Origin of the sequence: Comamonas sp. A7-5, from assembly GCF_039581385.1 — a bacterium.
Taxonomy (GTDB): Bacteria; Pseudomonadota; Gammaproteobacteria; order Burkholderiales; family Burkholderiaceae_C; genus Comamonas; species Comamonas thiooxydans.
In genome coordinates, this window is sequence record NZ_JBCPWO010000012.1 from 58259 (window position 1) to 84381 (window position 26123).

Consider the following 26123-nt stretch of genomic DNA (forward strand, 5'->3'; position numbering starts at 1 on the left):
TTGTCTCTATCACCCATGACATACTGCGTCGCCCTCAAGCTCAACGCCGGCCTGGTGTTTCTGTCCGACTCCCGCACCAATGCCGGACTCGACCAGATCAGCACCTTCCGCAAGGTCATGCTGTACGAGCAACCGGGCGAGCGCTTCATGGTGCTGCAGTCGGCCGGCAATCTGTCCATCACCCAGTCGGTGCGCGAGCTGCTGGAGAGCTTTCAGCTGCACGACACGACCACGGACGAGATGCTGACCATCTGGAATGTGCGCAGCATGTTCGATGCCGCGCGCGTGCTGGGCGCGGCCGTGCGCCATGTGCATGAGCGCGAAGCCACGGCGCTGCAGCGCGCCGGGGTGGACTTCAATGTCTCCATGATTTTTGGCGGCCAGATCCAGGGCGAGCGCATGCGCCTGTTCCAGGTCTATTCGGCGGGCAACTTCATCGAGGCCACGGGCGAGACGCCCTACTTCCAGATCGGCGAATCCAAGTACGGCAAGCCCGTGCTGGACCGCGTCATCACCTCCGAGACCCCGCTGGACGAGGCCGCCAAGTGCGCGCTGGTGTCCATGGACAGCACGCTCAAGTCCAACCTCTCGGTGGGCCTGCCGCTGGATCTGATCGTCTACGAGAACAACCGCTTCGCTACGGACCGCATTGTCTGCCTGGACGCCGACAATCCCTATCTGCGCATGCTGCACGACAGCTGGGGCGAGCGCCTGCGCCATGTCTTCGACAGCATCGACGACCCGGCCTGGGACGGCGGCCAGACCGACACGCCGATTCGCATTCACAGCCCCCGCGCCCATCCGCTGATCAAAGTGGGAGCACCCGTTGCATCACGCTCGGCCCATGGACTGGGTGCAGGCAATATTCCGCCCGCCGCGCTGCGCCAGCCCGTGGTGCCGGCTCAGGCTGGCCTGAGCATGGCCGATGAATACCAGCGCTTGCAGACGGCAGAGGAGCAGGCGCGCATGCAAAGACAGGCAGCGCTGTCCAGGCGCTAAACTGATCGACGCTCCGACGCCCCTGTGGGGCGTTTTTCATATCCAGCCCGCCTCTCATGTCCCAGCCCACTGCAACAACCGGCAAGCCCAACACCCTGCCCGTGGTCTTCGCGCACGCCAACAGCTTTCCCATCGGCACCTATCGCCTGCTGTTTTCTCTGCTGCGCCAACGCGGCATCGAAGCCGGCGGCGTGCAGCGCTTCGGCCACGACCCTCTGCATCCCGTCACCAACCACTGGCCGCATCTGGTGGACGAGCTGATCGAATACATCGAGCAGCAGGTCGAGCGACACGGCCAGCCGGTCTATCTGGTGGGCCACTCGTTGGGCGGCATTCTGAGTTTTCAGGCCGCCTCCAAACGCCCCGATCTGGCGCGCGGCGTGCTGCTCATCGACTCGCCCCTGCTGGGCGGCTGGAAGGCGAACGCCGTGGGCCTGGCCAAGCAGACGCAGATCGTGGCCTCGGTCTCCCCCGGCAAGATCAGCCAGCGCCGGCGCACCACCTGGGCCAGCAACGAGGAGGCGCTGGAGTACTTTCGCAGCAAGAAGGCCTTTGCCCAGTGGCACCCGCAGGTGCTGCAGGACTATGTGCAGCACGGCCTGGAGGACGACCAGGGCAAGCGCAGCCTGCTGTTCAGGCGCGAGGTGGAAACCGCCATCTACAACACCCTGCCCAGCAATCTCAACAACCAGCTCAGGCGTCACCCGGTGCGCTGCCCGGTGGCCTTCATCGGCGGTCGCTCGTCGGTGGAGATGCGCCAGGTGGGCATGGAGATGACGCAGCGCATCACCCGCGGGCGCATCGCCATGCTGGACGGCGGCCATCTGTTTCCCATGGAGCGGCCCGAGGCCACTGCCGCCGCCATCGAGGCTTCGCTGCTCAATATGGAGCAGACCATTCTGCAGAAATCCGCAGGCAGCACTCACAAATAAGTAGCTTCTTGCGATTTTCAGACAATGATTTCAATATCAAAACCATCTGAAACTCAATCAAAACAAGCGCTAGCAGCTATGAAAAAAGCCGCTTGCAATCACGCAAGCGGCTTTTTTGCGAACAGCGCCAAGCCGCTCAATGGTGCCAGTCCACGATGCCGGTATAGGCCGTCACCAGCACGATGATGCCGAAAACGATGCGGTACCAGGCAAAGGGCACAAAGCTGTTGGTGGAGATAAAGCGCAGCAGCCAGCGCACGCACAGCCAGGCACTGATGAACGAGAAGATCAGGCCCACGGCAAACAGCGGCACATCCGCCATGGACAGCAGCGCGCGCTCCTTGTAGAGGCTGTAGACGCCCGCGCCGATCAGCGTGGGCATGGCCAGGAAGAACGAGAAGTCCGTGGCGGCCTTGCGCGACAGGCCCATGAGCATGCCGCCGATGATGGTGGAGCCGCTGCGGCTGGTGCCGGGCACCAGGGCAAAGCACTGCACCAGACCGACCTTGAGCGCATCGAGAGCCGTCATATCGTCCACCGACTGCACGCGGGTGGCAGCGGCAGGGCGGTTCTCGGCCCAGAGGATCACAAAGCCGCCGAGGATGAAGGTGGTCGCCACGATGACCGGCGTGAACAGATGCTCCTGCACATATTTGCCGAACAGCAGCGCCAGCACCACGGCAGGCAAAAAGCCGATGATGACGTTGAGCGCGAACTTCTGTGCCTGGCGGCTGCTGGGCAACTCCACCAGCGTGTCCCGGATCTTCTGCCAGTACACCAGCATCACGGCAAAGATGGCGCCGGTCTGGATCGCAATCTCAAACACCTTGGCCTTGCCTCCGACAAAACCCATCAGCGAACCCGCCAGGATCAGGTGGCCGGTTGAGGAAATCGGCAAGAACTCGGTCAGCCCTTCCACAATGCCCATGATGGCGGCCTTGACCAGCAATAAAGTATCCACGCGAATCGTCCTTTGGATGCAGGGTTGAAGCAAAGCCGCCCATTATCCGCTCGCCATTTTCCCGCTCGCGCTCACAAGACCTTTTCCGCCCGCCAATCGACAGACAATCGCAAACTTTTACAAGACATGGCTTGTGGTGATGGGCAAAGTCACGCGCCTGTGCTGCAATAGCTGCGCGCCGGTTGTCGGCGTTTTTTCAAAAATCACACCATCATGAAAAAATTTGTGGTCCTGGCTGTCGTGTCCCTGGCCTGCAGCATGAGCATGGCTGCCGGCGACAAGCCCAAAACCGCCCAGCAGCAGCTCATGGGCACCTGCAACACTGAAGCCACCGGCAAAAAAGGCGATGAACGCAAGGAGTTCATGAAGTCCTGCCTGTCCGACGGCAAGAAGCGTCAGCAGGAACGCATGAAGAGCTGCAATGCCGACGCCGCCGGCAAAAAGGGCGACGAGCGCAAGGCCTTCATGAGCGAGTGCCTGAAGAAGGACTGAGCCGCCTTAGCGGCTTTGCCGCTTCCGCGCTGCGCGCAATGCACAAAGCCACCGCAAGGTGGCTTTGTGGTTTCAGGCGGAGGCAGCGGCCGAGGCCGTTCGCCGGGCGCGGCGTTTTTTCCACCAGATGATGACGCCGGTGATGGACAGCATGGCCACCATCACGCCGACCACCGATATCAGCACACGCCCGAAGGTGCCCAGGATGCGGCCGCTATGCAGCGGCAGCTGCAGTTGCACGAAGACATCGGCTCCCGTGCCGTGCCAGGGGCGATAGCTGCCCAGCACCTCGCCGCTTTCCGAGCTCACGTAGACATTGGACAGCCCCATGCCCATGACCCCGGTCTCGTCATCGGGATCGAAGAAGGACACGTTGTAGAACGGGAAATCCCCGCCATACCAGATGCCGCCGGCCTCGGTCTTGATGCCCAGCCGCACCGCCTCCCTGCGCGCGATCTCGATGGCCGTGGCAAAACCGATCTCAGGCTCGATAAAGCTGCCCAGAGGTGCCGGCTTGAGCGTCTCGTAGGGGCCGGGCGTGGTGGTCGACACCTTGCTCATCACGGGATAGAACACCTCGCGGTAGAGATTGATCGAGAACGAGGTGAAGGCCACGATGACGATTACCCCCCAGATCCACAGCGCACCTGCGCGGTGCAGGTCGAAATTGAGCTTGTAGGCACCGGCGCCCCAGCGTATGCGCCAGGACGGCATCCAGCGCGCCCACCAGGACTTGCCGCCAGCCTTGGCGGGCGCGTCCTGCGCCACGGCCGCAGCCACCTTCCTCTTCACGGGCAGGGTCAGCACCAGCGCCCAGAAGCTGTCGGCCAGCCACAGCAGTGCGAGACCGCCCATGAACCAATAGCCCCAGCGGTTGCTGCCCGCAAACGTGGGACTGAGCAGGCTTTCATGCAGATGGCGCAGCCAGGGCATGAGATTGCGCCAGCTCAGGGCCAGGCTCTTGGAGTCACGGTGGCCGGTGATGACTCCCGTCACCGGGTCCACGAACACCGTGTTGTAGCCCAGCACATGGGGCTTGCCCGTGGCCTGGTCCGTTAGCGGGCGCACCAGAAAGGAAGCCGCCTCGCCCTCGCGCAGGCCCAGGCTCATATACGAGATCTCGGCGCGCGCATCGGCTGCCTGCACGGCCCGGGCCAGTTGCAGCGGCGTCTGCAGCGGGCCGCGTCCCGGCGTGTGCAGCATGTCGGCATTGAGCCAGTCGTCGATTTCATGATCCCACGAGAGCACCGCTCCCGTGAGACCGGTCATGACCAGGAAGGCCGCGAGAAACAGGCCGACCCAGCGATGAACCACGGTCCACAGAGCTCGCATCAGAAGTCCACGCTGGCGGTCAGCGAGAAGGTACGCGGCGCGCCCTGCACCAGATAGCCGTTGGTGGCATAACCGCCGACCGAGGCCCAGTAGTTGCGGTTGGCCACGTTGTCCACGCGTGCATTCAGGGTCACCAGCTTGCCGCCGACGTCCATCAGATAGCGGGCGCCCAGGTCAAAGCGGGTCCAGGCCGGCACGCGCTGGGTGTTGCCGGCATTGGCGTACTGCGCGCCGGTATACATCAGCCGCGCATTCAATGCCAGGCCGTGCACGCCCGGCACATCCCAGTCAGCGCCGATATTGGCCTGGCTGCGGGGCACGCCCACCACGCGCTTGCCATCATTGGCGCCACTCGCCGTGGTCAGGTATTTGGCGTCCAGCAGAGTCAGGCCGCCTAGCAAGCGCAGGCCCTTGACGGGCTCGCCGAACACATTGAACTCCAGACCGCGATTGCGCTGCTTGCCGAACACGCCGTAGACATTGTTCTGCACATAGGCGCTGGGCATGCTGGTGGTGAAGAAGGAGGCGCTGGCCCCGATATTGCCGCCGTCGTATTTGAGGCCTGCCTCCTTCTGGCGGGAGACATAGGGAGCGAACACCTGGCCAGCATTGCTGACCACCTGGCCTCCGTTGGTCATGGGCGCGCTGCCGCCCTTGGCCAGCCCTTCGATGTAGTTGGCATAAGCCGACACCTCGGGAGTCAGCTTGAACACCAGGCCCGCCACCGGAGTCACACGGCTCTTGTCGTAGTTGCCCGAGCTTGCGCCCGTCGTTGCATCGAAGCCGTCGACCTTGATGCTCTGGTAGCGCATGCCCACCGTCAGCAGCAGGCGCTCGTCCATGAAGCCCAGGGTATCGGCCAGCGCCAGACTGCTGGTCTTGATGCGCTCGGTCTCGCGCGGGCTGCCCAGTATGCCGCCCAGTCCGGTATAGCCAGGCGCAGGCAGGGCCACCGGGTTGTAGATGTTGTTGCTCTGGCCGGTTGCGTAGTTATAGCCCCAGGCATTGCGCTCGCTGGAATCAAAGGCCGACAGCGAAGCCACCACCGAATGCTTGACCGAGCCGGTCTCAAACTTGCCGCGCAGGCCCAGCTCGCCGGTCTTGACGCGGTTCTTGCGCGTGTTGTCGAAGCGGTTGACCGTGGCATCGCCTGCCGCGCTGGACAGCGTCAGGCCCGACAGCGCGTTGTCCTCGCTGCCCCGGCGCATGCCCACAGCGGCCCAGCCAGTCCATTGGTCGTTGAAGTCGTACTCCCCGCGCACCGTGCCGAACAGGTCGTGGCTGTTGGAGTAGGTCCAGGGCTGTGCATAGTTGGTCTTGCTGTCCGGTGCGGCCGGAATGGGCAGATTGCCCGAAGGTGTCAGCGAGGGACGCGGCGCCGTCAGCTTGTGTTCCTGCCAGCCCAGATCGGCCGACAGGCGTGCACGGCTGCTGCGCCAGTCCAGGCCCAGCGAGCCGACTGTGGTGTGAACCTTCTCGCTGCTCACGCCGGTGCCACCGCTGCGCCGCGCAAGATTCAGGCGCACACCGGCTGCATCATCGGGGCCGAAGCGGCGAGCCACATCAGCAGCCGCGTAGGCCTGCCCGCCACTGGCGCCACCCAGGGTCACACGATTGAGCGGCTCGTTGCCCGCACGCTTGGGCACCACATTGATGAGGCCGCCCAGACCGCCACCGCTGACGCTGCCGGCGCCCGCGCCGCTGAGAAAGGCATTCGCTCCGCGAAACACCTCCACACGTTCCACGAACTCCGACGCCATGTACTGGCGCGGCACCAGACCGTACAGGCCGTTATAGGCCACATCGTCGGAATACAGCACAAAGCCGCGCACAAAGTAGGCCTGCTGGAAGTTACCGAAGCCGCGTGCCGAGCGCACGCCGGCATCGTTGAGCAACACATCGCCCACGCTCTTGGCCTGCTGATCCTGAATCAGATCACTGGTATAGCTGGTGGCGGAAAACGGGGTCTCCATCATGTCCTGGTTTCCAAGCACGCCGACACGCGCGCCGCGCGCCACCTGCCCACCCGCAAAAGACTTGGCCAGACCCTGGGCCGAAGCATCGGCGCTGGCCTCCACGGTCACGGTCTGCAGGGCAGCTTCTGACTCAGTGCTGGAAGTCTGGGCAAAAACACTCTGCTGGCTGCACAGTGCGAGAGCAGCCAGGGAAATCGGTCGGAGCAGAAACATTATTAATATTGTTGAGAATGATTTTCAGAATCGTTAATTTTAATAATCAATCTCCTTTGCCGATGCCAAACACCCTGAGATCTCAACGGGATCCAAGGCAGGCTGCAAGTCCTGAAGCTGCCGCGTGATATGTGTGCGCGCACAAACAAACACAGGCAAAACCAGTACACCACTCACACCTGCTGAGGAGCAACTGGCTCCCGTGTCTGGTCACTTCGTCGCAAAGCACTGGTCGGCAGCAGGCCCGGCTTGCACAGTCATGTGCAAGCACCAGGAGCCAGCCATGACACTCACACCTCTGATTGCCTTTCACATGGGTTGCGCCATCGCAGCCACCTTGACCGGAGCCACTGCACTCTGGGCCAGGCGCCAGGCCGGCCCGCTGCCCTGGCTGCACAGAATCGCAGGCTATGGCTTTGTGCTGCTCATGCTGGCCACCGCCATCTCCGCCTTGTTCATACGCGACTTCAAGCTGCCCAACTGGGCAGGCTTCACGCCCATTCATCTGCTGATTCCCGTGACGCTGGGCAGCCTGGCGCTGTCCTTCTGGCATCTGGCCCATCGACGCATTGCCCAGCATCGCAGCGTCATGCGCAAGCTGTACTTCGGCAGCTGCGTGGTCGCAGGGCTGTTCACGCTGCTTCCGGGCCGGCTGCTCGGCAATCTGCTGTGGCAGCGATTGGCCTAATCCCCGTTCTCACCCTCACGCTCGACAAGGAAAAGACATGAACCCGATCTCTGAAGACACTCTGCACCAGCAGGCACGCCGCCGCGCCGGCATGAAGCTGGGCTGGTATATCCATGCAGCGGTCTATGCTGCGGTGAATCTCGGGCTCATGGCCCTGGCCCTGAGCCAGGGACGGCACTGGGCCGTCTACCCGGCTCTGGGCTGGGGTCTGGGCCTGCTGATTCATGGCGCAGTGGTCTGGCTGCTGGCACCCGGCAGTCCGCTCTTTCAACAACTGCTGGAGTACGAGCTGAAAACGCTGCAGCGCAGCGAAAAGCGCTAGATGCCGGACCGCCCATCACCTACCATGCCCGTCATGTCCATGTTTGCGCCCGCTCCCCTGCTTCGTCACGCCGGCATCACCGTGGCTGCCTGTCTGCTGATCGCTGCGGCCTTGACGGCACTCGGCCAGGGCCTGTGGGATGTCAATCTCGCCTATTCGCTGGCCATAGGCCTGATCAGCTGGCTGAGCATCGATCTGCTCAGGCTGCACTGGCGCGAGTCCGACGAGATCCCCTGGCCGCGCGGCATGCGCGGCATGGCCGTGGTGCCGCTGGGAATTGCAGCAGGCCTGATTCTGGGCAATCCGCTGGGTAGTTTCTACGTTCAGCAACTCCATCCCGAACTGCCCGCCGCAGCCCGGCCCTCGCTATGGTTGCCGCTTGCCATCACCATGGCGACCAGCATTGCCATGTCCTGGGGTTTTTATGTGGTGGGCAAGTCGCGCCATCTGCAAATGCAGGCAGAGCAGGCCCAGTGCCAGGCCGCCGAAGCCCGGCTCAGCCTGCTGCAAGCCCAGCTGGAGCCGCATATGCTGTTCAACACCCTGGCCAATCTTCGCGTGCTGATCGCCACCGATGCACCACGCGCCGAGCAGATGCTCGATCATCTGATTGCCTACCTGCGTGCCACGCTGGCCGGCTCACGCCACGGCACGCACAGTCTTGCCAGCGAATTTGCCTTGCTGGCCGACTATCTGGCCTTGATGCAGATCCGCATGGGCGACCGGCTCAGCTATGGCCTGCATCTGCCCGCTGAACTGGCCGAACTGCCCGTGCCAACCCTGCTGCTGCAACCGCTGGTGGAGAACAGCATTCGCCACGGACTGGAGCCCCAGCTGGCCGGCGGCCACATTGCCGTTCAGGCCGGCATGCTGGATGACCGCCATCTCCTGCTCAGCGTGCATGACAATGGCCTGGGCCTGCCGGCGCTGCCTGGCCAGCCCCCTTCCGGCTCCGGCTTTGGCCTGCAGCAGATTCACGAACGCCTGGCCAGTCGCTACGGCAGCGCTGCCCGCTTCGATCTGACAGCAGACAGCGCAGGCGGAACCAGGGCCTGCATCGTATTACCCCTGAAGTCCCAGCCATGAACACCAGTCCGCCACGCGCTCTGATTGCCGAAGACGAACCGCTGCTGGCCCTGGCATTGCAGCAGTTGCTGGGCCAGCTCTGGCCCCAGTTGCAGATCGAGGCCAGGGTGGCCGACGGCATCAGCGCCGTGCAGCAGGCGCTGACCAGGCTGCCCGATCTGCTGTTCCTGGACATTCGCATGCCCGGCCAGACGGGACTGGAAGCCGCCGCCGAAATCGCCGATGCCTGGCCTGAGGAGCAAGTACTGCCGGCGATTGTCTTTGTCACCGCCTACGATCAGTACGCCCTGGCGGCCTTCGAGGCCTGCGCCATGGACTATGTGCTCAAGCCGGTGCAGGCAGCACGTCTGGGCCAGACCGTGCAGCGCTTGCAGCAGTGGTGGCAGCAGCGCCAGCCGGTACAGGGCACAGACCTTGCCATGCACAATCACCGTCAGCTCGAACAGCTGCTCGGGCTGCAGCAGCAACTGCTGGGGCAGGTCCCCGCCGCGCTGCAGATCATTCAGGCCAGCGTCGGCAACCAGATCCATATGGTGAGGGTGCAGGACATCATCTACCTCGAAGCCGCCGACAAATATCTGCGCGTGCTGACGGCCGCTCAGGAATATCTGATCCGCACCCCGCTCAAGGATTTGCTGCCGCAGCTCGACGCCCGCGAGTTCTGGCAAATCCATCGCGGTACCGTGGTGCGCGTTCAAGCCATTGCCAGCGCCCAGCGTGACGAGTCCGGCCGCCTCGGCCTACTGCTGCGTGACCGCCCTGAAAAGCTGGCCGTCAGCCGTCTATACGCAACACGGTTCAAGGCGATGTAGCCAGCTCCATCACATCCTCCCAGTCCACCCCCTGCATGGCATCCCAATGCGCCACGATGACGCTGCGGGGTCGCGCCGGGTTCTTGAGCTCGGCTGCCATGGCAGCCAGCGCATGCTGCACATAACGCGCGGACGGCTTGTCCAGCGCCGCCAGCGGCTCGTCGATCAGTACCAGCTCGGCTGCGCTGGCCCAGCCAGCGGCCATCCACAGCTTGCGCTGCGTGCCCGACGACAGGGCCAGCAGCGGCTTGTGCAGATGCGGCTCCAGCCCGAAGCCCTGCACATGCTGCTCGAACTGCTGCTGCGACCAATGCGGATACAGCGTGCGCTGCAAAGCCACCCAGCTCTCGGCCGGCATCTGGCTGTAGACATCGTTGAGCGGCTGGCGTGGGTCCTGCCAGAAGCAGGAGCTTGCAGCCAGGCGGCCGTTGTCGGCGAACGGATAGTGCAGCAAGCCCATGCGCAGCGGCAATTGCCCGGCCAATGCCTTGAGCCAGCTGGTCTTGCCCGTGCCCTCGTCGCCTTGCAGCAGACACAGTCCGGCATGCCAGCAATGCGAGGCCTCATGGGCCACCACCCGGCCCGGGTAGCCGAAGCTCACCTGCAGAGCCTGCACCATGCAGAGCGACTCGCAGCCATCATCGAGTTCAGAATTCATAGCTGACAACGCCTTTGTATATATGTCCACGGCTGATTGTGTCCAAAGAACCCACGGCCATGCGCAAAGCAAGGCACAGGCACAATGGCGTCCCTCTCAACAGCGCGCAATATGCCATGGCTCTGGATTATCTGGAATTCGATTACAGCGAAGATGAAGAAGGCACGGGCACCTGGGACGCCATGGCCAGCGTCAAGGCCGAGCGCGTACCGGCTTTGGCCGGCGAAATCGAATCCCTGCTGCGCTGGGCCAGCCAGAAGTTTGCTGGCCGCCAGGGCGCCCTGGAAGACGGCAATGACTGGGACTATGACCTGCAGGCGCAAGACGACGACGGCCAGCCCCTGAGCGCCCGCTTCGACAGGGCAGCAGGCAAGCTGGAGCTGCAGGCCTCCGCCACGGGCCGCACCACGGTCAGCCTTTGCCTTTCCGGCTCCATGCAGTTCGGCGATGCACTGCGCCAGGCCTTTGATCTCGAAGCCTGACATCCGGGCCTGCAGCCACGTCGCTTGAAGTCAGGTGCGTGCTGTGCACAATGGAAGGCTCAAAGCGATTTGCAAAGGCAATGCCATGACCGAGCGACTCTCTGCCCCGTTTGTCATCGAGCAATTCATCAAGGCACCGCGCGAGCTGGTCTATGCGGCCTTCACGCAAGGCGAGCACCTGAGCCACTGGATGCGCCCGCCCGGCATGGTGATGACGCAATGCGAAGTGGATGCACGCGAAGGCGGCAGCTTTCATTACGGCATGCGTGCCGAAGCCATGCCCCAGGCACCCGCGATGTGGGGCAAATGGAGCTTCAGGGAGCTGAAAGCGCCCGAGCGCATCGTCGTCGTGGTGCAGTTCAGCGATGCCGCAGGCGGCGTCACGCGCCACCCGATGGCGCCGCAATGGCCGCTCTATACCCTGTCGACCACCACGCTCGGCGAGGAAGCCGGCGGCACGCGCCTGCATCTGGAATGGCGTGCCCTTAACGCCAGTGCCGTGGAAGAAGCGGTGTTCGACAGCTCGCACGCCAGCATGAACATGGGCTGGAGCGGCAGCATGCAGTTGCTGGCCGGCTATCTGGCCAGGATACAGGCGGCCTAGCGATCCATATCCTGTCGCTGCCTGGGTGGCTCGGCCGCATTTCTGCGACTGGCCCCGGCACGCCCGGCCTTGCTCCACTGATAGTCCACGCCGTCGGGTGTCTTGCCGTCCTCGACCGCAGACACGCCTACGGGCCCGACCATATCGCGCAACTCCGACGAAATCACCACATGGGCATGGCGCTCGTCCTTGCGCAGCTGCTGGCACAGGGCCAGCGCCTCGCTCATCTGCGCATCGGAGAAGGCCCGGCATTGCGGCTGCCAGACCGGTGTCTGGCCCTCGGGCTCGGAGTTGCGCAGGTAGAAAACAGCAATGCTCATGGTTTGATCTTCACAACAACAGAGCCACGGTTGTAACCCAGACCACAAGCCTGCACGGCGCGCTCACTCTTTGCGCTGCCCGGCGTCCGGCGGCTCCCAGCGCCCTGCCACATTCTTGAGCAAGGTGTTCACGGCCGTCAGCCTGCGGTTTCTGACGCTGTTGAGGCTGTTCTGGGCGCTGAGCACCGTCGTCTGGGCCGAGAGCACATTCAGATAGGCCACGATGCCGGCCTTGTACTGGTTGTTGGCCACTGTCAGCGACTTCTGCGCTGCGGCCAGGGCCTCGGTCTGCACCTGCTCCTCCTGGGCCAGATTGACGGCAGCGACCAGGTTGTCCTCCACCTCCTGCAGCGCAGTCAGCACAGTCTGCTTGTAGGTGGCGGCATTCAGGTCCAGCGTGGCACGGGCCGACTCCACGGCCGCCGAACGCGCGCCGCCGTCAAACAGACTCATGGCCAGCGCCGGTCCCAGCGACCAGAACAGATTCGGCGCATTGAGCAGATCGGAGAGCACGGAGTTGCGATAGCCGGCCGATGCCGACAGGGTCAGCGAGGGGAAATAGGCCGCACGCGCCACGCCGATCTGCGCATTGGCCATGGCCACGCGGCGCTCGGCGGCAGCGATGTCGGGGCGCCTCTCCAGCAAGGTGGAGGCCAGCATCTCGGGCACGGCGGGCGGCGTCGGCAGGTGGCCGGTGACCGGAAGGCTGAAATTGGCCGGAGCCTTGCCCAGCAAGGCCGCCAGCGCATGCTCGTACTGGGCACGCGTGATGCTGGCCTCCAGCAGGCTGGCCTGGGTGCTCTTGTACTGGGACTGGGCCTGTGCCACATCGGCCGAAGACACCACGCCCGCCTGGTAGCGATTCTGCGTGAGCTTCAGGCTTTGCTCGTAGGCCTCCAGACTCTCCTGCAGATACTTCATCTGCGCCTCGGCGGCACGCAGCGAGAAATAGGTCTGGGCCACCGATGCCTGGGCCGAGAGGCGCGCTGCCGCCAGATCGTCGGCACTGGCCTGGGCCGAAGCGCGGCTGGCATCCACCGCCCCCGAGAGCTTGCCCCAGAGATCCAGCTCCCAGCTGGCGCTCAGGCCCAGCGAGAAGTTGTTGTTGATGCTGCCGCTGCGCGCCACGTTCTCGCCGTTGGTATTGCTGTACGTGCCGCCGCCGGTCAAGGCACGCGAGCCGCTGCCCGTGGTGCTGAGCGTGGGCAATTGTGCGGCGCGGCTGCTGGCGACGGCGGCCTGGGCCGAGCGCAGACGGGCCACGGCCTGCTCCACGCTGGGATTGCCTGCGGCTGCCGCCTGCTGCAGTTGATCGAGCGTGCTGTCGCCATACACCGTCCACCACTGGTCGGGCACTGCAGCGGCCGGGCTGGCCGCCGAGCTCTGCGCCGGTTGCCAGATGCCAAACTGCGCAGCCTGCGGAGTGGCTTCCTTGAACTGCGCGGGCACTTCCAGCTTTGGCACTTGATAAGCAGGCTGAGTGGAGCATGCGGCCAGCAAGACAGCGACAACGATCGGCAATAGACGGGGAAGCGAGCGAGGCAGTGCCATGACGGATGTATTCATAAAAGTGAGCTGCTTGCGCTTCTCCTGACTGGATTTGAAGCCGATTTGATTCAAAAAGTGTGCTGGCATATTCATCTCACTTCGCCTCAACCATGGCAGAAGCCTGGCCGCCGCGCCTTCTGGCCGGACGGCGCGCCCAGAGGCGCAGCACGCTGCGGCGCACACGGTCCAGCAGCACATAGACCACGGGCGTGGTGTAGAGCGTGAGCAACTGGCTCAGCAGCAGGCCACCCACGATCGCAATGCCCAGGGGCTGGCGCAGCTCGGCACCGTCGCCCCGGCCCAGGGCCAGGGGCAGCGCACCGAACAGGGCCGCCATGGTGGTCATCAGAATGGGGCGCAGGCGCAGATGGCAGGCCCGATAAATGGCCTGGGCCGCCGTGGCATGGCCGCCTTTCTCGCGTTCCAGCGCGAAGTCGATCATCATGATGGCGTTCTTCTTGACCAGTCCGATCAGCAGGATCACGCCGATGAAGGCGATCAGCGAGAACTCCGTCTTGAACCACATCAGCGCCAGCAGCGCGCCCACGCCGGCCGAGGGCAGCGTGGACAGAATCGTCAGCGGATGGACCAGGTTCTCGTAGAGGATGCCCAGCACCAGATAGATGGTGATGATGGCCGCGAGGATCAGCAGGGGCTGGCCCGCCAGCGCCTGCTGGAAGGCACCGGCCGAGCCACTGAAGCTGCCGCGAATGGATACCGGAACGCCCAGCTCCAGTATGGCATTGCGGATAGCATCATTGGCCTGCGACAGCGAGACATTGGGCGCCAGGTTGTAGCTCACGGTGCTGGCCGGCGTGCCGCTCTGGTGCTGCACGGACAGCGGCGTGGTCGAGGTGGTGATCCTGGCAAAGGCCGTCAGCGGAATCTGCTGGCCCGCGCTGTTGACGAAAAAGAAGCCACGCAGCGTCTCCGGGCTCTGCAGATACTGGGACGAGGCCGTCATCACCACGCGGTACTGGTTGAGCGGGTTGTAGATCACGCCCACCTGGCGCTGACCGAAGGCGTCGTTGAGCGTGTTGTCGATCTGCGCCACCGTCAGGCCCAGGCGCGTGGCCTGGTCACGGTCTATGACCAGCTTGGTCTGCATGCCGTTGTCCTGCACGTCGCTGTTGACATCGGTCAGCTCCGGCAGGGTGGACAGCACCTGGCGGATGCGCGGCTCCCACAGGCGCAGCTCGGCCGTATCGTCGGCCTGCAGCGTGTACTGATAGGAGGACATGCTCTGGCGCCCGCCAATGCGCACATCGCTCTGGGTCATCATGAACAGGCGCGCACCGGGTTCGTCCTTGAGCTTTTCACGCAGGCGATTGATGACCTCGTCGCTGGACACCTTGCGCTCGGCCATGGGCTTGAGCGACATGAACATATTGGCCGAATTGGCCTGGCCGCCGCCGGTGAAGCCGGTCACATACTCCACGGCCGGGTCCTGCTGCACCACATCAAGAAAACGCTTGATGCGGCGCTCCATGGCCTGAAAGGACGTGGACTGGTCGGCACGGATGAAGCCCATGACACGGCCTGTGTCCTCGCTGGGCATGAAGCCCTTGTCTATGGTCTGGTAGAGATGGATGTTGAGGCCGATGACCGCCACCAGACTGAGCAGCACCACGGGCTGGTGGCGCAGACCCCAGGCCAGGGTGCGGCGGTAAAGCGCCGTCACGCGCAGTTCAAAGCGATCCATGGCCAGCGAGACGCGCAGCCAGAGCGCATCCCAGCGGCGCGTGAAGGGGCGCCGGGCACGCTCGGCGCGGCGGCGCTCCTCCTCTGCCGGTGTGCGCAGCAGAGCCGCGCACATCATGGGCGTGGTGGTCAGCGAGATGATCATGGAGACCAGAATCGCCGCCGACATGACCACGGCAAATTCACGAAAGAACCGCCCCACTATACCGGCCATGAACAGAATGGGCACGAACACCGCGATCAGCGACAGGCTCATGGAGACAACAGTGAAACCGATCTCGCGCGCGCCCTCGATGGCCGCCTGCATCGCGGACTTTCCACGCTCCATGTGGCGCATCACGTTCTCCAGCACCACGATGGCATCGTCCACCACAAAGCCTGCGGCCACCGTCAACGCCATCAGCGAGAGGTTGTCCAGCGTATAGCCGCACAGGTACATGACGCCGAAGGTCCCCATCAGCGAGGCAGGCACGGCCACGGCCGGAATCAGCGTGGCGCGCAGGCGGCGCAGAAAGACGAACACCACCATGATGACCAGCGCTATCGAGATCAGCAGCGCGTTCTGCACCTCCTTGACCGAGGCGCGCAGCGTGGGTGTGCGGTCCGAGATCACCGTGACATCGATGGCCGGATTGATGGAGGCCCTGAGCTGGGGCAGCATGGCGCGCACCTTGTCCACGGCCTGCAGGATGTTGGCGTCGGGTTGCTTGAACACCTGCAGCAGCACGGCGGGCTTGCCGTTCATCACGCCGTAGTTGCGTATGTCCTGCACGGAGTCGGTGACATCGGCCACATCGGACAAGCGCACGGCATTGCCGTTGTTCCAGCGCAGCACCAGCGGCGCGTATTCGGCGGCGGTGCGGGCCTGATCATTGGTCGCCACCTGCCAGTAATGGTCTTCGCGCTCCACGGCGCCCAGGGGACGGTTGGCATTGGTGGCGGTGATGGCCGTGCGCACCGCATCCAGCGAGACGCCGTTGGCGGCCAGCCGCACCGGGTCCAGCTCCACGCGCACGGCCGGCAGCGCGCCGCCGTTGATCGATGCCTGGCCCACGCCTTCCACCTGGGCGAGCTTCTGTGCCAGCACCGTGGAGGCCGCGTCATACATCTGGCCGCGCGTGAGCGAATCCGATGTCAGCGCCAGAATCATGATGGGCGCATCGGCCGGGTTGACCTTGCGATAGGTCGGGTTGCCCGGCATGCCCGAAGGCAGTAGCGTGCGCGCCGCATTGATGGCGGCCTGCACATCGTGAGCCGCGCTGTCCACCGTGCGCGTCAGATCGAACTGCAGCGTGATGCGCGTGCTGCCCATGCTGGAGCTGGACGTCATCTCGTTGACGCCGGCAATCGCGCCCAGGGCGCGCTCCAGCGGCGTGGCCACGGTGGCTGCCATGGTGTCCGGCGCCGCGCCGGGCAGGCTGGCGGTCACCGAAATCGTCGGATAGTCGACCTGCGGCAGCGGTGCCACCGGCAGCTGGAAATAGGCCACGCCGCCCACCAGGGCCATGCCGATGGTCAGCAGCAGGGTCGCAATGGGCCGGAAGATGAAGGGCGTGGAGATGCTCATGGACGCGCCCCGTCCTGGCCGTCATCCTCGGCCTCGCCCATGACTTCGGCTTCGGAATGCGGCACATGCTTGACGGCCGGCAGGCCGCGCCTGGTGCGCCAGCCCTCGGCCCAACTTTCAAAGGTCAGATAGATCACCGGCGTGGTGAACAGGGTCAGCAGCTGGCTCAGCAGCAAGCCGCCCACCAGGGTCACGCCCAGCGGCTGGCGCAGCTCGCTGCCCACGCCCGTTCCCAGCATCATGGGCAGCGCGCTCAGCAGGGCCGCCAGCGTGGTCATGAGAATCGGGCGGAAGCGCAGCAGACAGGCCTGATAGATCGCATCCCGCGCATTCATGCCTTCCTCGCGCTGGGCGTCCAGCGCGAAGTCGATCATCATGATGGCATTCTTCTTGACGATGCCGATCAGCAAGATGATGCCGATGATGGCGATGATGTCCAGATCCAGCCCCGCCACCAGCAAGGCCAGCAGCGCCCCCACGCCCGCCGACGGCAGGGTGGAGAGAATCGTGATCGGGTGAATCGTGCTCTCGTAGAGCACGCCCAGCACGATGTACATGGTGATGATGGCGGCCAGCACCAGCAGCAGGGTGTTGGACAGCGAGGCCTGGAAAGCCAGCGCCGCGCCCTGGAACTGCGTGTCCACCGACAGCGGAATCTGCCCTTCGTCGCGCAGCTGGGCGATGATGGCCTGGGCCGCCTCCACCGCATGGCCCAGCGAGACGCCGGAGGCGGTATTGAAGGAGATCGTGGCCGCGGGCAGCTGCCCGACATGGTTGACGGCCAGCGCCATCGGGCGCTCGCTCACCGTGGCAATCGAGGACAACGGCACCGGCGCACCGTTGCTCGATGCGGCATAGATGTTCTGCAGGGCCTCGGGCCCGATCTTGAACTGCGGCGCCACCTCCAGCACCACGCGGTACTGGTTGGACTGCGTGAAGATAGTCGAGATCAGACGCTGGCCGAAAGCGTTGTAGAGCGCCGAGTCCACCGACGAGACCGTCACGCCCAGGCGGCTGGCCTGGGCCCGGTCGATCTGCACATAGGCCTGACGGCCCTGGCTCTGCAGATCGCTGCTCACATCGAGCAGCTGGGGCAGTTGCTGCAGACGCTCGACCAACATCCTGGTGCTGGCCGTGAGCTGGTTCATGTCCGGCGAGGAGAGCAGCAGCTGGTACTGGGTGCGGGCCTGGCGATCCTCTATGGTCAGGTCCTGCACGGGCTGGGCATAGAGGCGGATGCCGGGCACGGCGCGGGAATCCTCGGCCAGGCGGTTGAGCACCACGGGCAGACGGTCGCGCTGGGCATGGGGCTTGAGGTCGATCTGGATGCGGCCGGTATTGAGCGTGGTGTTGGTGCCATCCACACCGATAAACGAGGAGATGGATGCCACGGCCGGGTCCTTGAGCAAATGCTCGGCCAGCGCCTGCTGGCGCTCGGCCATGGCGGCAAAGGAGATGGACTGGTCGGCCTCGGTGGTCGCGGCAATCGTGCCCGTATCCTGCTCGGGGAAAAATCCCTTGGGCACGACGAAATACAGCAGCACCGTGCCCACCAGCGTGGCGATGAACACCAGCCAGGTCAGCTTGCTGTGATCCAGCACCCAGGTCAGCATGCGGCCGTATTCGGCAATCACCTTGTCGAAAGAGCGCGCGACCGCAGCGCTGAAGCCCTTGGACTGCGCCTGGTTCTTCTCGCCCTCGGGCTGGTGGCGCAGCAGGCGCGCGCACAGCATGGGGGTGAGCGTGAGCGAAACCACGGCCGAGATCAGGATCGCCACCGTCATGGTGATGGCGAATTCGTGGAACAGACGGCCCACCACATCTCCCATGAACAGCAGCGGAATCAGCACCGCGACCAGGGAGATGGTCAGCGAGATGATGGTGAAGCCGATCTGCTTGGCACCCTTGAGCGCGGCCTGCATGGGCGGCTCGCCCTTTTCCACATAGCGGGCGATGTTCTCGATCATCACGATGGCATCGTCCACCACAAAGCCCGTGGCAATGGTCAGGGCCATCAGCGTGAGGTTGTTGATGGAAAAGCCCGCCAGATACATGACGCCGAAAGTGCCTACCAGCGACAGCGGCACCGCTACGCTGGGAATCAGCGTGGCCGATGCACTGCGCAGAAACAGGAAGATCACCATCACCACTAGGGCGATGGCCAGGGCCAGTTCGAACTGCATGTCCTTGACCGAGGCGCGAATGGTCACGGTGCGGTCGGTCAGCACCTGCACGTCGATCGAGGCAGGTAGCGTCTCCTTGAGCTGGGGCAGCAGGTTCTTGATGGCATCGACGGTGTCGATCACGTTCGCGCCGGGCTGGCGGCGGATATTGAGGATCACGGCCGACTTGGAGCCGGTCTCGGGCGTGCCCGACCAGGCGGCCAGACGCGTGTTCTCGGCGTCGTCCACGGTCTGCGCCACATCGGACAGGCGCACAGGGTTGCCGTTCTTGAAGGCGATGATCAGGTTGCGGTACTCGGCCGCCGACTGCATCTGGTCGTTGGCATCGATGGTCGATGCGCGGTTGGGGCCATCAAAGCTGCCCTTGGCGGTCTTGACGTTGGCCGCAGAGATGGCGGTGCGCACGTCATCCAGCGTCATGCCGAAGCTGGCCAGCGCTGCGGGGTTGGCCTGGATGCGCACGGCCGGGCGGCGCGCACCGGCAATGGCCACCAGGCCCACACCCTTGACCTGGGAGAGCTTGGGCGCAAGGCGGTTCTCCACCAGATCGTTGATCTTGATGACGGGCAGCGAAGGCGAGCTGATGGCCAGCGTCAGCACCGGCGCATCGGCCGGGTTGACCTTGCTGTAGAGCGGGGGCATGGGCAGGTCGCTGGGCAGCAGATTGGTGCCCGCGTTGATCGCGGCCTGCACCTGCTGCTCGGCCACGTCCATGGACATATCAAGCGCAAAGCGCAGGCTGATCACCGATGCGCCGCCCGAACTGGTCGAGGACATCTGGTCCAGACCCGGCATCTGACCGAACTGGCGCTCCAACGGTGCCGTGACGTTGGAGGTCATCACATCGGGGCTGGCACCGGGGTAGAGCGTGGTGACCTGTATGGTGGGGTAGTCCACCTCGGGCAGGGCCGAGATGGGCAGCAGGCGGTAGGCAAGAATGCCCGAGATCAGCACCGCCACCATCAGCAAGCTGGTGGCGATGGGCCTGAGAATGAAGAGGCGCGAGAGATTCATGATGGCCGCAGGCTCTGACTATGCTCAGCGACCCGTGCCACCGGCTGCCGTACCGGTCTGGCCATTGGCTTCGCGCTCAGCGCGCAGCTTCTGGAAGAAAGCGCGGCGCTCTTCGGGCGACAGGGCCTCCAGCTTGGCGCGCTGCTCGGGAGTCAGCTGGGGGCGCTCACCCCGACCCTCGGATCTTTCCGTGCGAGCCTCGCCGCCTTCACCACGCTCGGCGCCGGCCTGAGGCCTGGCCTCGTTCGCAGCCTCCGGCTTGGCTTCTGCCTTGGGGTCCGGCTTGGAGGGACTGCCCTGCGCCTCGCGCGGCTGATCGCCACGGGCGTCCGCGCCGCGAGGTCCCTGGCCTGGGCCCGCATTGCCGCCATTGGCACCACGCTCGGCGCGCAGCTTCTGGAAGAACTCCTTGCGTTCCTCGGGCGTCATCTTGGAGACTTTTTCACGCTGCTCGGGACTGAGGTTGCGCATCATGCCGCGCGGCTGGTTGGCGGCATCCTGCACGGCCTGGTCGACCTTCTTGACCTTTTCGGAGTCCACCACCGTCACCTGCGCGCCTTCGCGCAGGCGGTCAATGCCGTCGGTCACCACCTTGTCGCCGGGCTCCAGCTCGCCGCGCACGCTGACATAGTCACCGTCCGTCACCCCCACGGTGATCTTGCGCTGGGTGACCGTGTTGTCGGGCTTGACCAGATAGACAAAGTTGTTCTGCACCGCATTCGCGGGCACGACCAGCGCCTGATCGATCTGGCGCAGCTGCAGCTTGACGTTGACGAACTGATTCGCGAACAGCTTGCGCTCGGCGTTGTCAAACGAGGCCTTGGCCTTGACCGTGCCCGTGGTCGTGTCGATGGTGTTGTCCAGCGCATTGAGCTGGCCCTTGGCCAGCATCTGCTTTTGCTCGCGATCCCAGAGCTCTACGGGCATGAGCTTGCCCTCGCGCAGTTGCTGGGCCAGCGTCCCGACATGGGCTTCGGGGATGGAGAAAACGGCATCGATGGGGCGAATCTGGGAGATTGTCACCAGTCCGTTGGTATCGGAAGGGTTGACCACGTTGCCGAGGTCGGCCTGGCGCAGGCCGAGGCGGCCCGAGATGGGAGCCGTGATCCTGGTATAGCTCAGCTGCAGCTTGGCCGCATCGACCTGACCCTGGTCGGCCGCCACCGTGCCCTGCAGCTGGCGCACCAGCGCGGCCTGGGTATCGACCTGCTGGCGGGCAATCGAGTCCTGGGCCTGCAGTTCCTTGTAGCGCTGCAGATCGAGCTGGGCATTCTTGAGCTGGGCCTGGTCGCGTGCCAGAGAGCCCTGCACCTGCGCCAGCGAAGCCGCAAAGCTGCGCGGGTCGATCTCGGCCAGCAACTGACCTGCCTTGACCTCGTCCCCCTCCTTGAAGTGCAGCTTGAGCAGCTCGCCCGAGACCTTGGCGCGCACCACGGCCGTGGCGCGTGCATTCATCGTACCGATGGCGCTGACGAGCACGCGCATGTCGCGCTGCTCCACCAGGCCTACGCTCACAGGCTGAGCCTGGCTCATGCCGCCGGGGCCGCCCGGCCCTGCGCGACCATTGCGCCCTGCACGAGCACCGGGCCCGCCTGCTCCCTGCTTAGGAGCTGCAGACGCAGACGTATCGCCGCTTGCACCCTGTTTTTGCGCATACCACCAATAGCCACCGCCAGCGGCTGCCAGGGCGAGCACCACACTGGCAAGCAAGACGGGCCGGACCTTGCCCTGCTGTAAAGAATGACGATTGGGGTGCAATTTGGATGAGCTGGACATGGTTGAGCGCAGGAATTTCGAGCCTGAATTGGCGCCAATGGTATCCAGTTGCAATCAAACCCCGGGTCAGGCAGCGCCGGCTTTGCCAGCATTTACCCCCGCTTTACCTTGGGTTTACCTGCTGAAGTTCCGTATTCGGAGACTTAAACAGTGCTGACTTTCATAGCAGCAATGACGGCTTTTTCAGGCCTCATGCTTGGCGGCTGACACTGCCCCTTGCTGCGTCCGCCATGCGGCGCAGGGAATCCGGCTCCAAGGAGAAACCCATATGACCACCGAACGCCTGACCAATCACCCCGAAGAAGCCGCCGTGCGCGTGCCGCTGGAGCTGTATTTGCGCGGCCATGCCGAAGACAATGCCGAGCATATGCGCGCAGCCTTCATGCCCACGGCCCGGCTGGAGTCCGTGCGCGAAGGCCCGCTGACCTCCTGGGACCTGGACTTCTATTGCCAGCGCTTCAAGAACACGCCCGCTGCCGACGAAGCCACGCGTCGCCGCGTCATCGACTCCCTTGACATCGTGGGCACGGCCGCCATGGCCAAGGTCACGCTCTACCACGGTGCCGTGACCTTCACCGACTACTTTGTGCTGCTCAAGACCGAGCAGGGCTGGAAGATTGCCAACAAGGCTTTCCACGCCCAGCCTCAGTAAGGTTTGGCTACCTGCACCAAGCCCCTGGCCTCAGGCTCAGGGGCTTTTTTTATTCATGCGCTGGTCAACGAGTCAGCAGCCAGAGCGCGCCCAGCACGATGACAGCCCCCAGGCCCCAGGCCCAGACGGGGATGCCGGACGATTCGCGCGGCGGCGCCGATGGTGTGGCATCCAGCGGCGCGTAGCTGGTGGAGGCCGCGTCGTGTTCCCAGGAGCGTGTATCCGGCTCCTCCGCACCGCCTTCCTCTTCGGGTTGCTCGCTCGGGTAGCGCTGCTGCATCAAGGCCTCGAAGCGCGCAAAGAAGTCCTCGGCCATGCTCTTGGCCGCACCGTCGATCAGGCGCTGGCCCAGCTGGGCAATCTTGCCGCCGACCTGGGCCTGCACCTCGTACTGCAGCTCGCAATGCCCTGCATCGATGGGCGTCAGATCCACCTTGGCCTGGCCCTTGCCAAAGCCGGCCACACCGCCCTGCCCTTCAAAGGCAATCGTGTAGCTCTTGGGCGGCTGCACGTCCGACAGCGTGACCCGGCCGTTGAACTTGGCCGATACCGGACCGATCTTCACGGACATGATCACCGCATAGGAGCCATCGCCCGCATCCTCAAACTTCTCGCAGCCGGCCAGGCATTGCTGCAAGGTTTGCGGATCGTTGAGCGCCTCCCAGGCCTGCTGCTGGCTCACGGCAAGAGGACGGCTGGCATGCATTTCCATGGTGTTCTCCTTTTCAATCTCGGTGTGGCAGTTGCAGCAGCTTCGCCAGATGGGCAGCCAGTTGCTGCAACGACTGCAGGTTGTGCACGGCCAGCATGGCATGGCTGTGACGATGCAGTACCTGCGCGCCTTTGGCCAGCGGGGCATACCCGTCAAAACGCAACAAGGGGTTGAGCCAGACAATGCGCGTACTGTGCCGGGCCAGCCACTGCAGCTCCCGCTCCAGCAGCGCACTGTCGCCGGTATCCAGCCCGTCGCTGACCAGCAGCACCAGGGTACGCCGCCCCACCAGATGGCGCGCCCCCTGTCGGCGCAGCTGTGCCAGGCACTCTCCCAGGCAGGTACCGCCGCCGAAATCGTCGATGTCGTGATTGAGCTGGGCCAGCATGGCATCGGGGTCGCTGTGGGCAAAAGCCCGGTTCAGCTCCTGCAGGCCGGTTCCCATGCTGTAGACATGGCGGCGCAGCTGCGGATAGCGCCGGGGGCTGGTGGCCTGGTGCAGAAATGCCAGCAGCAGACGCACATAGCGCTCCATGGAGCCCGAGACATCGACCAGTGCCAGCCAGGGCATGGGCAGCCGCTTGCGCCTGCGCCATTTGAGACTTGCCAGCTCGCCGCCCGTGGCTGCCGCCGCCTTCAGACTGGCGGGCCAGTGCACGCGCAGCCCCGAGGCGCGCAGCTCGCTTCTGCGACTGCGATAGCTTGGCAGCGGCAAGCGGATATCGCGCGCCAGCTGCTGCACCAGGCGGTACTCGCTGGCACTGAGTTGGTTGAAATCCGCGTGTTGCAGCCTGCGCCGGTCGCTGGCCGACATGGCGGCATCCAGCGTCAACTCCTCGCTCGCGGTCTTTTGCTGTGCGGCGCGAATCGCCGACAAGGCCTCCTGAACACGCGGCCTGTGACGCGGCCTGGCAGCCTCAGGCGCGCCCGGCAACAACTGGCTCAGAAGCTGCTGCGCCACCTCGGGATTGCGAAAGTAGGCCGCGAACAGCTCGCGAAAGACCGCCAGATCCTGTTCACGCGACACCAGCACGGCCTCCAGCGCGGCGGCCACGTCCTCGCGGTTCATGCCCACCAGCATCAGGCCTTGCTGGGCCAGCGCCAGACGCTCGGCATCCACCGCGAGCCCCGCGCGGCGCAGCGCGCGGCCAAACCCCAGCAGATTGATGGGCAGCTTGCCGCTGCGCGCATCGCCCCACCAGCTCACGCTTGCGGAACGGGCTGGCGCCTGCGCCTGCAGTTCAGGCTGTGGCATCGGGCTCCAGCAATTGCTGCAGACGCTCTGGCGTGAGCGCGGCCACGTCCTCGCGCTGCTTGAACAGAATGCCCGCCGTCTCGTGCACCAGCTCGGGGTCTATGACCAGGGTGTCGAGCGCCACCAGCGCCTTGGCCCACTCCACGCTTTCGGCAATGCCGGGCGTGCGCTCGAAGGCATCGGCAAACGGGCGGCTGCGCAGCCGGTCCACAAAGCGCGCGATCTGCTCGGTCAAGGCCGCTGCGGCCTCAGGCACCTTGGACTGGACAATGGCCAGCTCGCGCTCGCGATCGGGATAGTCCAGCCAATGATAGAGGCAGCGGCGCTTGACCGCGTCATGCAGATCACGCGTGCGATTGCTGGTAAGAATGGTGACCGGCGGCACCTGAGCCTTGATGACTCCCAGCTCGGGAATGCTGACCTGGTACTCCCCCAGATACTCGAGCAAAAAGGCCTCGAAAGGCTCGTCGGCCCGGTCCACCTCGTCAATCAGCAGCACCGCGCCGGGCGCGGGCGCCTGCAGGGCCTGCAGCAAAGGCCGGCGCACCAGATAGCGCGGCTGATAGACCTCCTGCTCGACAGCTTCCAGTTCCGCCGCACCACGCAGCTCGGCCGCGCGCAGATGCAGCAGCTGCGCCGCGTAATTCCACTCATACAGCGCTTCACGCTGCTCCAGGCCGTCATAGCACTGCAGCCGGATCAGCTGCCGCGCCAGCACCTGGGACAGCGCCTGAGCCAGCGAGGTCTTGCCAACGCCCGGCTCGCCCTCCAGCAGCAGGGGCCGCTGAAGCCTGAGCGCCAGAAACACGGCCGTAGCCAGACGCCGGTCCGCGAAATAGCCCACCTCCTGCAAGGCGGCCAGCAGCCCATCCACCGACTCCAAAGCGCTGTTCACATCAGTATTCATAGCTGCCTGCGCTTTATCCATATAGACCAGAGCCACTTTTCTTCAAAATACAAGAACGAGACAGCAAGCAAGGGCCGCACCGCAGCGAGGCTGTTGCCCCCTCCCGCGAAGCGAGAGAGGGGAAAGCGGCCAAGCCGCTCAGACTGAGAGCAGTTGATCCACCGCCCGCTGCGTCAGGACACTGATCAGTTGCGCCCGGTAGCGCGCACTCGCGTGCAGATCGCTGTTGAGCTCGCTGTCGTCGATAGGCACTGCAGCCGCCGAAGCGGCCGTGAGACTCTGGTTGAGCGCCGCTTCCAGGCCTGCGTGGCGGAAGACCGATAGTCCCGCGCCGGTCACGGCCACATGCACGCCCTGCGCCGTCTGCGCCACAAACACGCCCACCAGCGCAAAGCGCGAAGCGGGCTGCTTGAACTTGATATAGGCGGCCCTTCTGGGCACAGGAAAGCGCACGGCCTTGATCAGCTCGCCCTCTTCGAGAGCCGTGGTGTACATGCCCTGGAAGAAGTCCTCGGCCACAATCTCGCGCCGCTGAGTGAGCACGGTGGCACCCAGACCCAGCACCGCACTGGGATAGCAGGCCGCGGGGTCGTTGTTGGCCAGCGAGCCGCCAATCGTGCCGCGCGCGCGCACCTGCCGATCGCCAATGCCGCCGGCCAGTTCGGCCAGCGCGGGAATGGCGTGCTGCACCTCGCGGCTGGCGGCGACATCGGCATGACGGGTCATGGCGCCGATCTCGACCTGATCACCGCTGACGCGGATTCCCGCCAGACCATCGACCTGGTTGAGGTCCACAATCGCGCCGGGCTGGGCCAGGCGCAGCTTCATGGAAGGAATCAGGCTCTGGCCGCCGGCCAGAAACTGCCCGCTGGCAGCGCTCACCTCATCCAGCGTCCGGGGATTGGAATAACTGAAGGCATACATATATGTT

23 protein-coding genes are annotated in these 26123 nt (G+C 64.5%); 10 read left to right on the forward strand and 13 right to left on the reverse strand.

What is annotated here, in order from left to right; genetic code table 11:
* Positions 1-15: 15 nt before the first annotated feature.
* Complete coding sequence (locus AAIL67_RS18545) at positions 16-999, forward strand: proteasome-type protease (protein ID WP_034380133.1); 984 nt, start codon at positions 16-18, stop codon at positions 997-999.
* A 56-nt stretch (positions 1000-1055) separates the two neighbouring features.
* Positions 1056-1931, forward strand: a complete 876-nt coding sequence (locus tag AAIL67_RS18550; protein ID WP_034380136.1) for an alpha/beta hydrolase — start codon at positions 1056-1058, stop codon at positions 1929-1931.
* Between the two features lie 136 nt (positions 1932-2067).
* On the opposite strand, the gene AAIL67_RS18555 is transcribed toward AAIL67_RS18550, so the two are convergent.
* Entirely contained in the window at positions 2068-2892 is an 825-nt protein-coding gene (locus AAIL67_RS18555) for an undecaprenyl-diphosphate phosphatase (RefSeq protein ID WP_003069230.1), read from the reverse strand.
* A gap of 213 nt (positions 2893-3105) precedes the next feature.
* Here AAIL67_RS18555 and AAIL67_RS18560 point away from each other — a divergent pair, with 213 nt between their 5' ends.
* Positions 3106-3384: a PsiF family protein gene (locus AAIL67_RS18560; protein WP_003052901.1), complete on the forward strand. Its 279-nt coding sequence runs from the start codon at positions 3106-3108 to the stop codon at positions 3382-3384.
* Between the two features lie 72 nt (positions 3385-3456).
* Here the strand turns inward: AAIL67_RS18560 and AAIL67_RS18565 are convergent, their stop codons facing one another.
* The gene (locus AAIL67_RS18565) at positions 3457-4716 is read right to left on the reverse strand and encodes a PepSY-associated TM helix domain-containing protein (RefSeq protein ID WP_224648574.1); all 1260 of its coding nucleotides are present in this window, start codon (positions 4714-4716) and stop codon (positions 3457-3459) included.
* Positions 4716-6905: a TonB-dependent siderophore receptor gene (locus AAIL67_RS18570; RefSeq protein ID WP_343484543.1), complete on the reverse strand. Its 2190-nt coding sequence runs from the start codon at positions 6903-6905 to the stop codon at positions 4716-4718. Before AAIL67_RS18570 ends, AAIL67_RS18565 begins: the two co-directional genes overlap by 1 nt.
* Before the next feature lie 283 nt (positions 6906-7188).
* On the opposite strand from AAIL67_RS18570, the gene AAIL67_RS18575 reads away from it, so the two are divergent.
* From AAIL67_RS18575 to AAIL67_RS18590, 4 genes are read left to right on the forward strand one after another with little or no spacing between them, the layout of a single operon-like run.
* A complete protein-coding gene (locus AAIL67_RS18575; protein ID WP_034352920.1) occupies positions 7189-7593 on the forward strand; it encodes a DUF2306 domain-containing protein in 405 nt (134 codons plus the stop codon).
* A 37-nt stretch (positions 7594-7630) separates the two neighbouring features.
* Positions 7631-7915: a 2TM domain-containing protein gene (locus tag AAIL67_RS18580; RefSeq protein ID WP_343484544.1), complete on the forward strand. Its 285-nt coding sequence runs from the start codon at positions 7631-7633 to the stop codon at positions 7913-7915.
* Between the two features lie 24 nt (positions 7916-7939).
* Positions 7940-9001, forward strand: coding sequence for a histidine kinase (locus AAIL67_RS18585; RefSeq protein ID WP_343484545.1), 1062 nt, complete (start codon positions 7940-7942; stop codon positions 8999-9001).
* Positions 8998-9813: a LytTR family DNA-binding domain-containing protein gene (locus tag AAIL67_RS18590; RefSeq protein WP_343484546.1), complete on the forward strand. Its 816-nt coding sequence runs from the start codon at positions 8998-9000 to the stop codon at positions 9811-9813. Before AAIL67_RS18585 ends, AAIL67_RS18590 begins: the two co-directional genes overlap by 4 nt.
* On the opposite strand, the gene AAIL67_RS18595 is transcribed toward AAIL67_RS18590, so the two are convergent.
* On the reverse strand, positions 9800-10471 hold the full coding sequence (locus AAIL67_RS18595) for an ATP-binding cassette domain-containing protein (RefSeq protein WP_343484547.1): 672 nt from the start codon (positions 10469-10471) through the stop codon (positions 9800-9802). The two genes, AAIL67_RS18590 and AAIL67_RS18595, sit on opposite strands and share 14 nt — an antisense overlap.
* Positions 10472-10587: 116 nt before the next feature.
* Here AAIL67_RS18595 and AAIL67_RS18600 point away from each other — a divergent pair, with 116 nt between their 5' ends.
* A complete protein-coding gene (locus AAIL67_RS18600) occupies positions 10588-10953 on the forward strand; it encodes a hypothetical protein (protein WP_063664000.1) in 366 nt (121 codons plus the stop codon).
* An 85-nt stretch (positions 10954-11038) separates the two neighbouring features.
* Positions 11039-11557 carry an SRPBCC domain-containing protein gene (locus tag AAIL67_RS18605; RefSeq protein ID WP_063664002.1) on the forward strand — a complete coding sequence of 173 codons (519 nt, stop codon included), beginning with the start codon at positions 11039-11041 and terminating at the stop codon, positions 11555-11557.
* Here the strand turns inward: AAIL67_RS18605 and AAIL67_RS18610 are convergent.
* From AAIL67_RS18610 to AAIL67_RS18630, 5 genes are all read right to left on the reverse strand, one after another.
* Positions 11554-11877, reverse strand: coding sequence for a hypothetical protein (locus tag AAIL67_RS18610; RefSeq protein ID WP_012839346.1), 324 nt, complete (start codon positions 11875-11877; stop codon positions 11554-11556). The two genes, AAIL67_RS18605 and AAIL67_RS18610, sit on opposite strands and share 4 nt — an antisense overlap.
* 63 nt (positions 11878-11940) lie before the next feature.
* Positions 11941-13518 (reverse strand): efflux transporter outer membrane subunit, encoded by a 1578-nt coding sequence (locus AAIL67_RS18615; protein WP_343484548.1) that lies wholly within the window; start codon positions 13516-13518, stop codon positions 11941-11943.
* Between the two features lies 1 nt (position 13519).
* Positions 13520-16693 carry an efflux RND transporter permease subunit gene (locus tag AAIL67_RS18620; RefSeq protein WP_063664004.1) on the reverse strand — a complete coding sequence of 1058 codons (3174 nt, stop codon included), beginning with the start codon at positions 16691-16693 and terminating at the stop codon, positions 13520-13522.
* Positions 16690-19890, reverse strand: coding sequence for an MdtB/MuxB family multidrug efflux RND transporter permease subunit (locus tag AAIL67_RS18625; protein WP_343484549.1), 3201 nt, complete (start codon positions 19888-19890; stop codon positions 16690-16692). Before AAIL67_RS18625 ends, AAIL67_RS18620 begins: the two co-directional genes overlap by 4 nt.
* 24 nt (positions 19891-19914) lie before the next feature.
* A complete protein-coding gene (locus AAIL67_RS18630; protein WP_343484550.1) occupies positions 19915-21666 on the reverse strand; it encodes an MdtA/MuxA family multidrug efflux RND transporter periplasmic adaptor subunit in 1752 nt (583 codons plus the stop codon).
* Between the two features lie 268 nt (positions 21667-21934).
* On the opposite strand from AAIL67_RS18630, the gene AAIL67_RS18635 reads away from it, so the two are divergent.
* Positions 21935-22318, forward strand: coding sequence for a nuclear transport factor 2 family protein (locus AAIL67_RS18635; RefSeq protein WP_343484551.1), 384 nt, complete (start codon positions 21935-21937; stop codon positions 22316-22318).
* 64 nt (positions 22319-22382) lie between these two features.
* Here AAIL67_RS18635 and AAIL67_RS18640 read toward each other — a convergent pair whose 3' ends face one another.
* The 4 genes from AAIL67_RS18640 to AAIL67_RS18655 all read right to left on the reverse strand — a co-directional run bounded on the left by AAIL67_RS18640 (position 22383) and on the right by AAIL67_RS18655 (position 26116).
* A complete protein-coding gene (locus AAIL67_RS18640) occupies positions 22383-23030 on the reverse strand; it encodes a carbon monoxide dehydrogenase subunit G (RefSeq protein WP_343484552.1) in 648 nt (215 codons plus the stop codon).
* Positions 23031-23043: 13 nt separating this feature from the next.
* On the reverse strand, positions 23044-24285 hold the full coding sequence (locus AAIL67_RS18645; RefSeq protein ID WP_343484553.1) for a VWA domain-containing protein: 1242 nt from the start codon (positions 24283-24285) through the stop codon (positions 23044-23046).
* The gene (locus tag AAIL67_RS18650) at positions 24272-25192 is read right to left on the reverse strand and encodes a MoxR family ATPase (RefSeq protein WP_034380157.1); all 921 of its coding nucleotides are present in this window, start codon (positions 25190-25192) and stop codon (positions 24272-24274) included. The genes AAIL67_RS18645 and AAIL67_RS18650 overlap by 14 nt, the downstream gene beginning before the upstream one ends.
* Before the next feature lie 138 nt (positions 25193-25330).
* Positions 25331-26116 (reverse strand): xanthine dehydrogenase family protein subunit M, encoded by a 786-nt coding sequence (locus AAIL67_RS18655; protein ID WP_343484554.1) that lies wholly within the window; start codon positions 26114-26116, stop codon positions 25331-25333.
* Positions 26117-26123 lie beyond the last annotated feature (7 nt).

Excerpts from the sequence above, each read along its gene's own strand:
- AAIL67_RS18545 (WP_034380133.1), top strand. The coding sequence starts at position 16 with ATGACATACTGCGTCGCCCTCAAGCTCAACGCCGGCCTGGTGTTTCTG.
- AAIL67_RS18550 (WP_034380136.1), top strand. The coding sequence starts at position 1,056 with ATGTCCCAGCCCACTGCAACAACCGGCAAGCCCAACACCCTGCCCGTG.
- AAIL67_RS18560 (WP_003052901.1), top strand. The coding sequence starts at position 3,106 with ATGAAAAAATTTGTGGTCCTGGCTGTCGTGTCCCTGGCCTGCAGCATG.
- AAIL67_RS18565 (WP_224648574.1), bottom strand. The coding sequence starts at position 4,716 with ATGCGAGCTCTGTGGACCGTGGTTCATCGCTGGGTCGGCCTGTTTCTC.
- AAIL67_RS18570 (WP_343484543.1), bottom strand. The coding sequence starts at position 6,905 with ATGTTTCTGCTCCGACCGATTTCCCTGGCTGCTCTCGCACTGTGCAGC.
- AAIL67_RS18575 (WP_034352920.1), top strand. The coding sequence starts at position 7,189 with ATGACACTCACACCTCTGATTGCCTTTCACATGGGTTGCGCCATCGCA.
- AAIL67_RS18580 (WP_343484544.1), top strand. The coding sequence starts at position 7,631 with ATGAACCCGATCTCTGAAGACACTCTGCACCAGCAGGCACGCCGCCGC.
- AAIL67_RS18585 (WP_343484545.1), top strand. The coding sequence starts at position 7,940 with ATGCCCGTCATGTCCATGTTTGCGCCCGCTCCCCTGCTTCGTCACGCC.
- AAIL67_RS18590 (WP_343484546.1), top strand. The coding sequence starts at position 8,998 with ATGAACACCAGTCCGCCACGCGCTCTGATTGCCGAAGACGAACCGCTG.
- AAIL67_RS18595 (WP_343484547.1), bottom strand. The coding sequence starts at position 10,471 with ATGAATTCTGAACTCGATGATGGCTGCGAGTCGCTCTGCATGGTGCAG.
- AAIL67_RS18600 (WP_063664000.1), top strand. The coding sequence starts at position 10,588 with ATGGCTCTGGATTATCTGGAATTCGATTACAGCGAAGATGAAGAAGGC.
- AAIL67_RS18605 (WP_063664002.1), top strand. The coding sequence starts at position 11,039 with ATGACCGAGCGACTCTCTGCCCCGTTTGTCATCGAGCAATTCATCAAG.
- AAIL67_RS18610 (WP_012839346.1), bottom strand. The coding sequence starts at position 11,877 with ATGAGCATTGCTGTTTTCTACCTGCGCAACTCCGAGCCCGAGGGCCAG.
- AAIL67_RS18615 (WP_343484548.1), bottom strand. The coding sequence starts at position 13,518 with ATGAATATGCCAGCACACTTTTTGAATCAAATCGGCTTCAAATCCAGT.
- AAIL67_RS18620 (WP_063664004.1), bottom strand. The coding sequence starts at position 16,693 with ATGAGCATCTCCACGCCCTTCATCTTCCGGCCCATTGCGACCCTGCTG.
- AAIL67_RS18625 (WP_343484549.1), bottom strand. The coding sequence starts at position 19,890 with ATGAATCTCTCGCGCCTCTTCATTCTCAGGCCCATCGCCACCAGCTTG.
- AAIL67_RS18630 (WP_343484550.1), bottom strand. The coding sequence starts at position 21,666 with ATGTCCAGCTCATCCAAATTGCACCCCAATCGTCATTCTTTACAGCAG.
- AAIL67_RS18635 (WP_343484551.1), top strand. The coding sequence starts at position 21,935 with ATGACCACCGAACGCCTGACCAATCACCCCGAAGAAGCCGCCGTGCGC.
- AAIL67_RS18640 (WP_343484552.1), bottom strand. The coding sequence starts at position 23,030 with ATGGAAATGCATGCCAGCCGTCCTCTTGCCGTGAGCCAGCAGCAGGCC.
- AAIL67_RS18645 (WP_343484553.1), bottom strand. The coding sequence starts at position 24,285 with ATGCCACAGCCTGAACTGCAGGCGCAGGCGCCAGCCCGTTCCGCAAGC.
- AAIL67_RS18650 (WP_034380157.1), bottom strand. The coding sequence starts at position 25,192 with ATGAATACTGATGTGAACAGCGCTTTGGAGTCGGTGGATGGGCTGCTG.
- AAIL67_RS18655 (WP_343484554.1), bottom strand. The coding sequence starts at position 26,116 with ATGTATGCCTTCAGTTATTCCAATCCCCGGACGCTGGATGAGGTGAGC.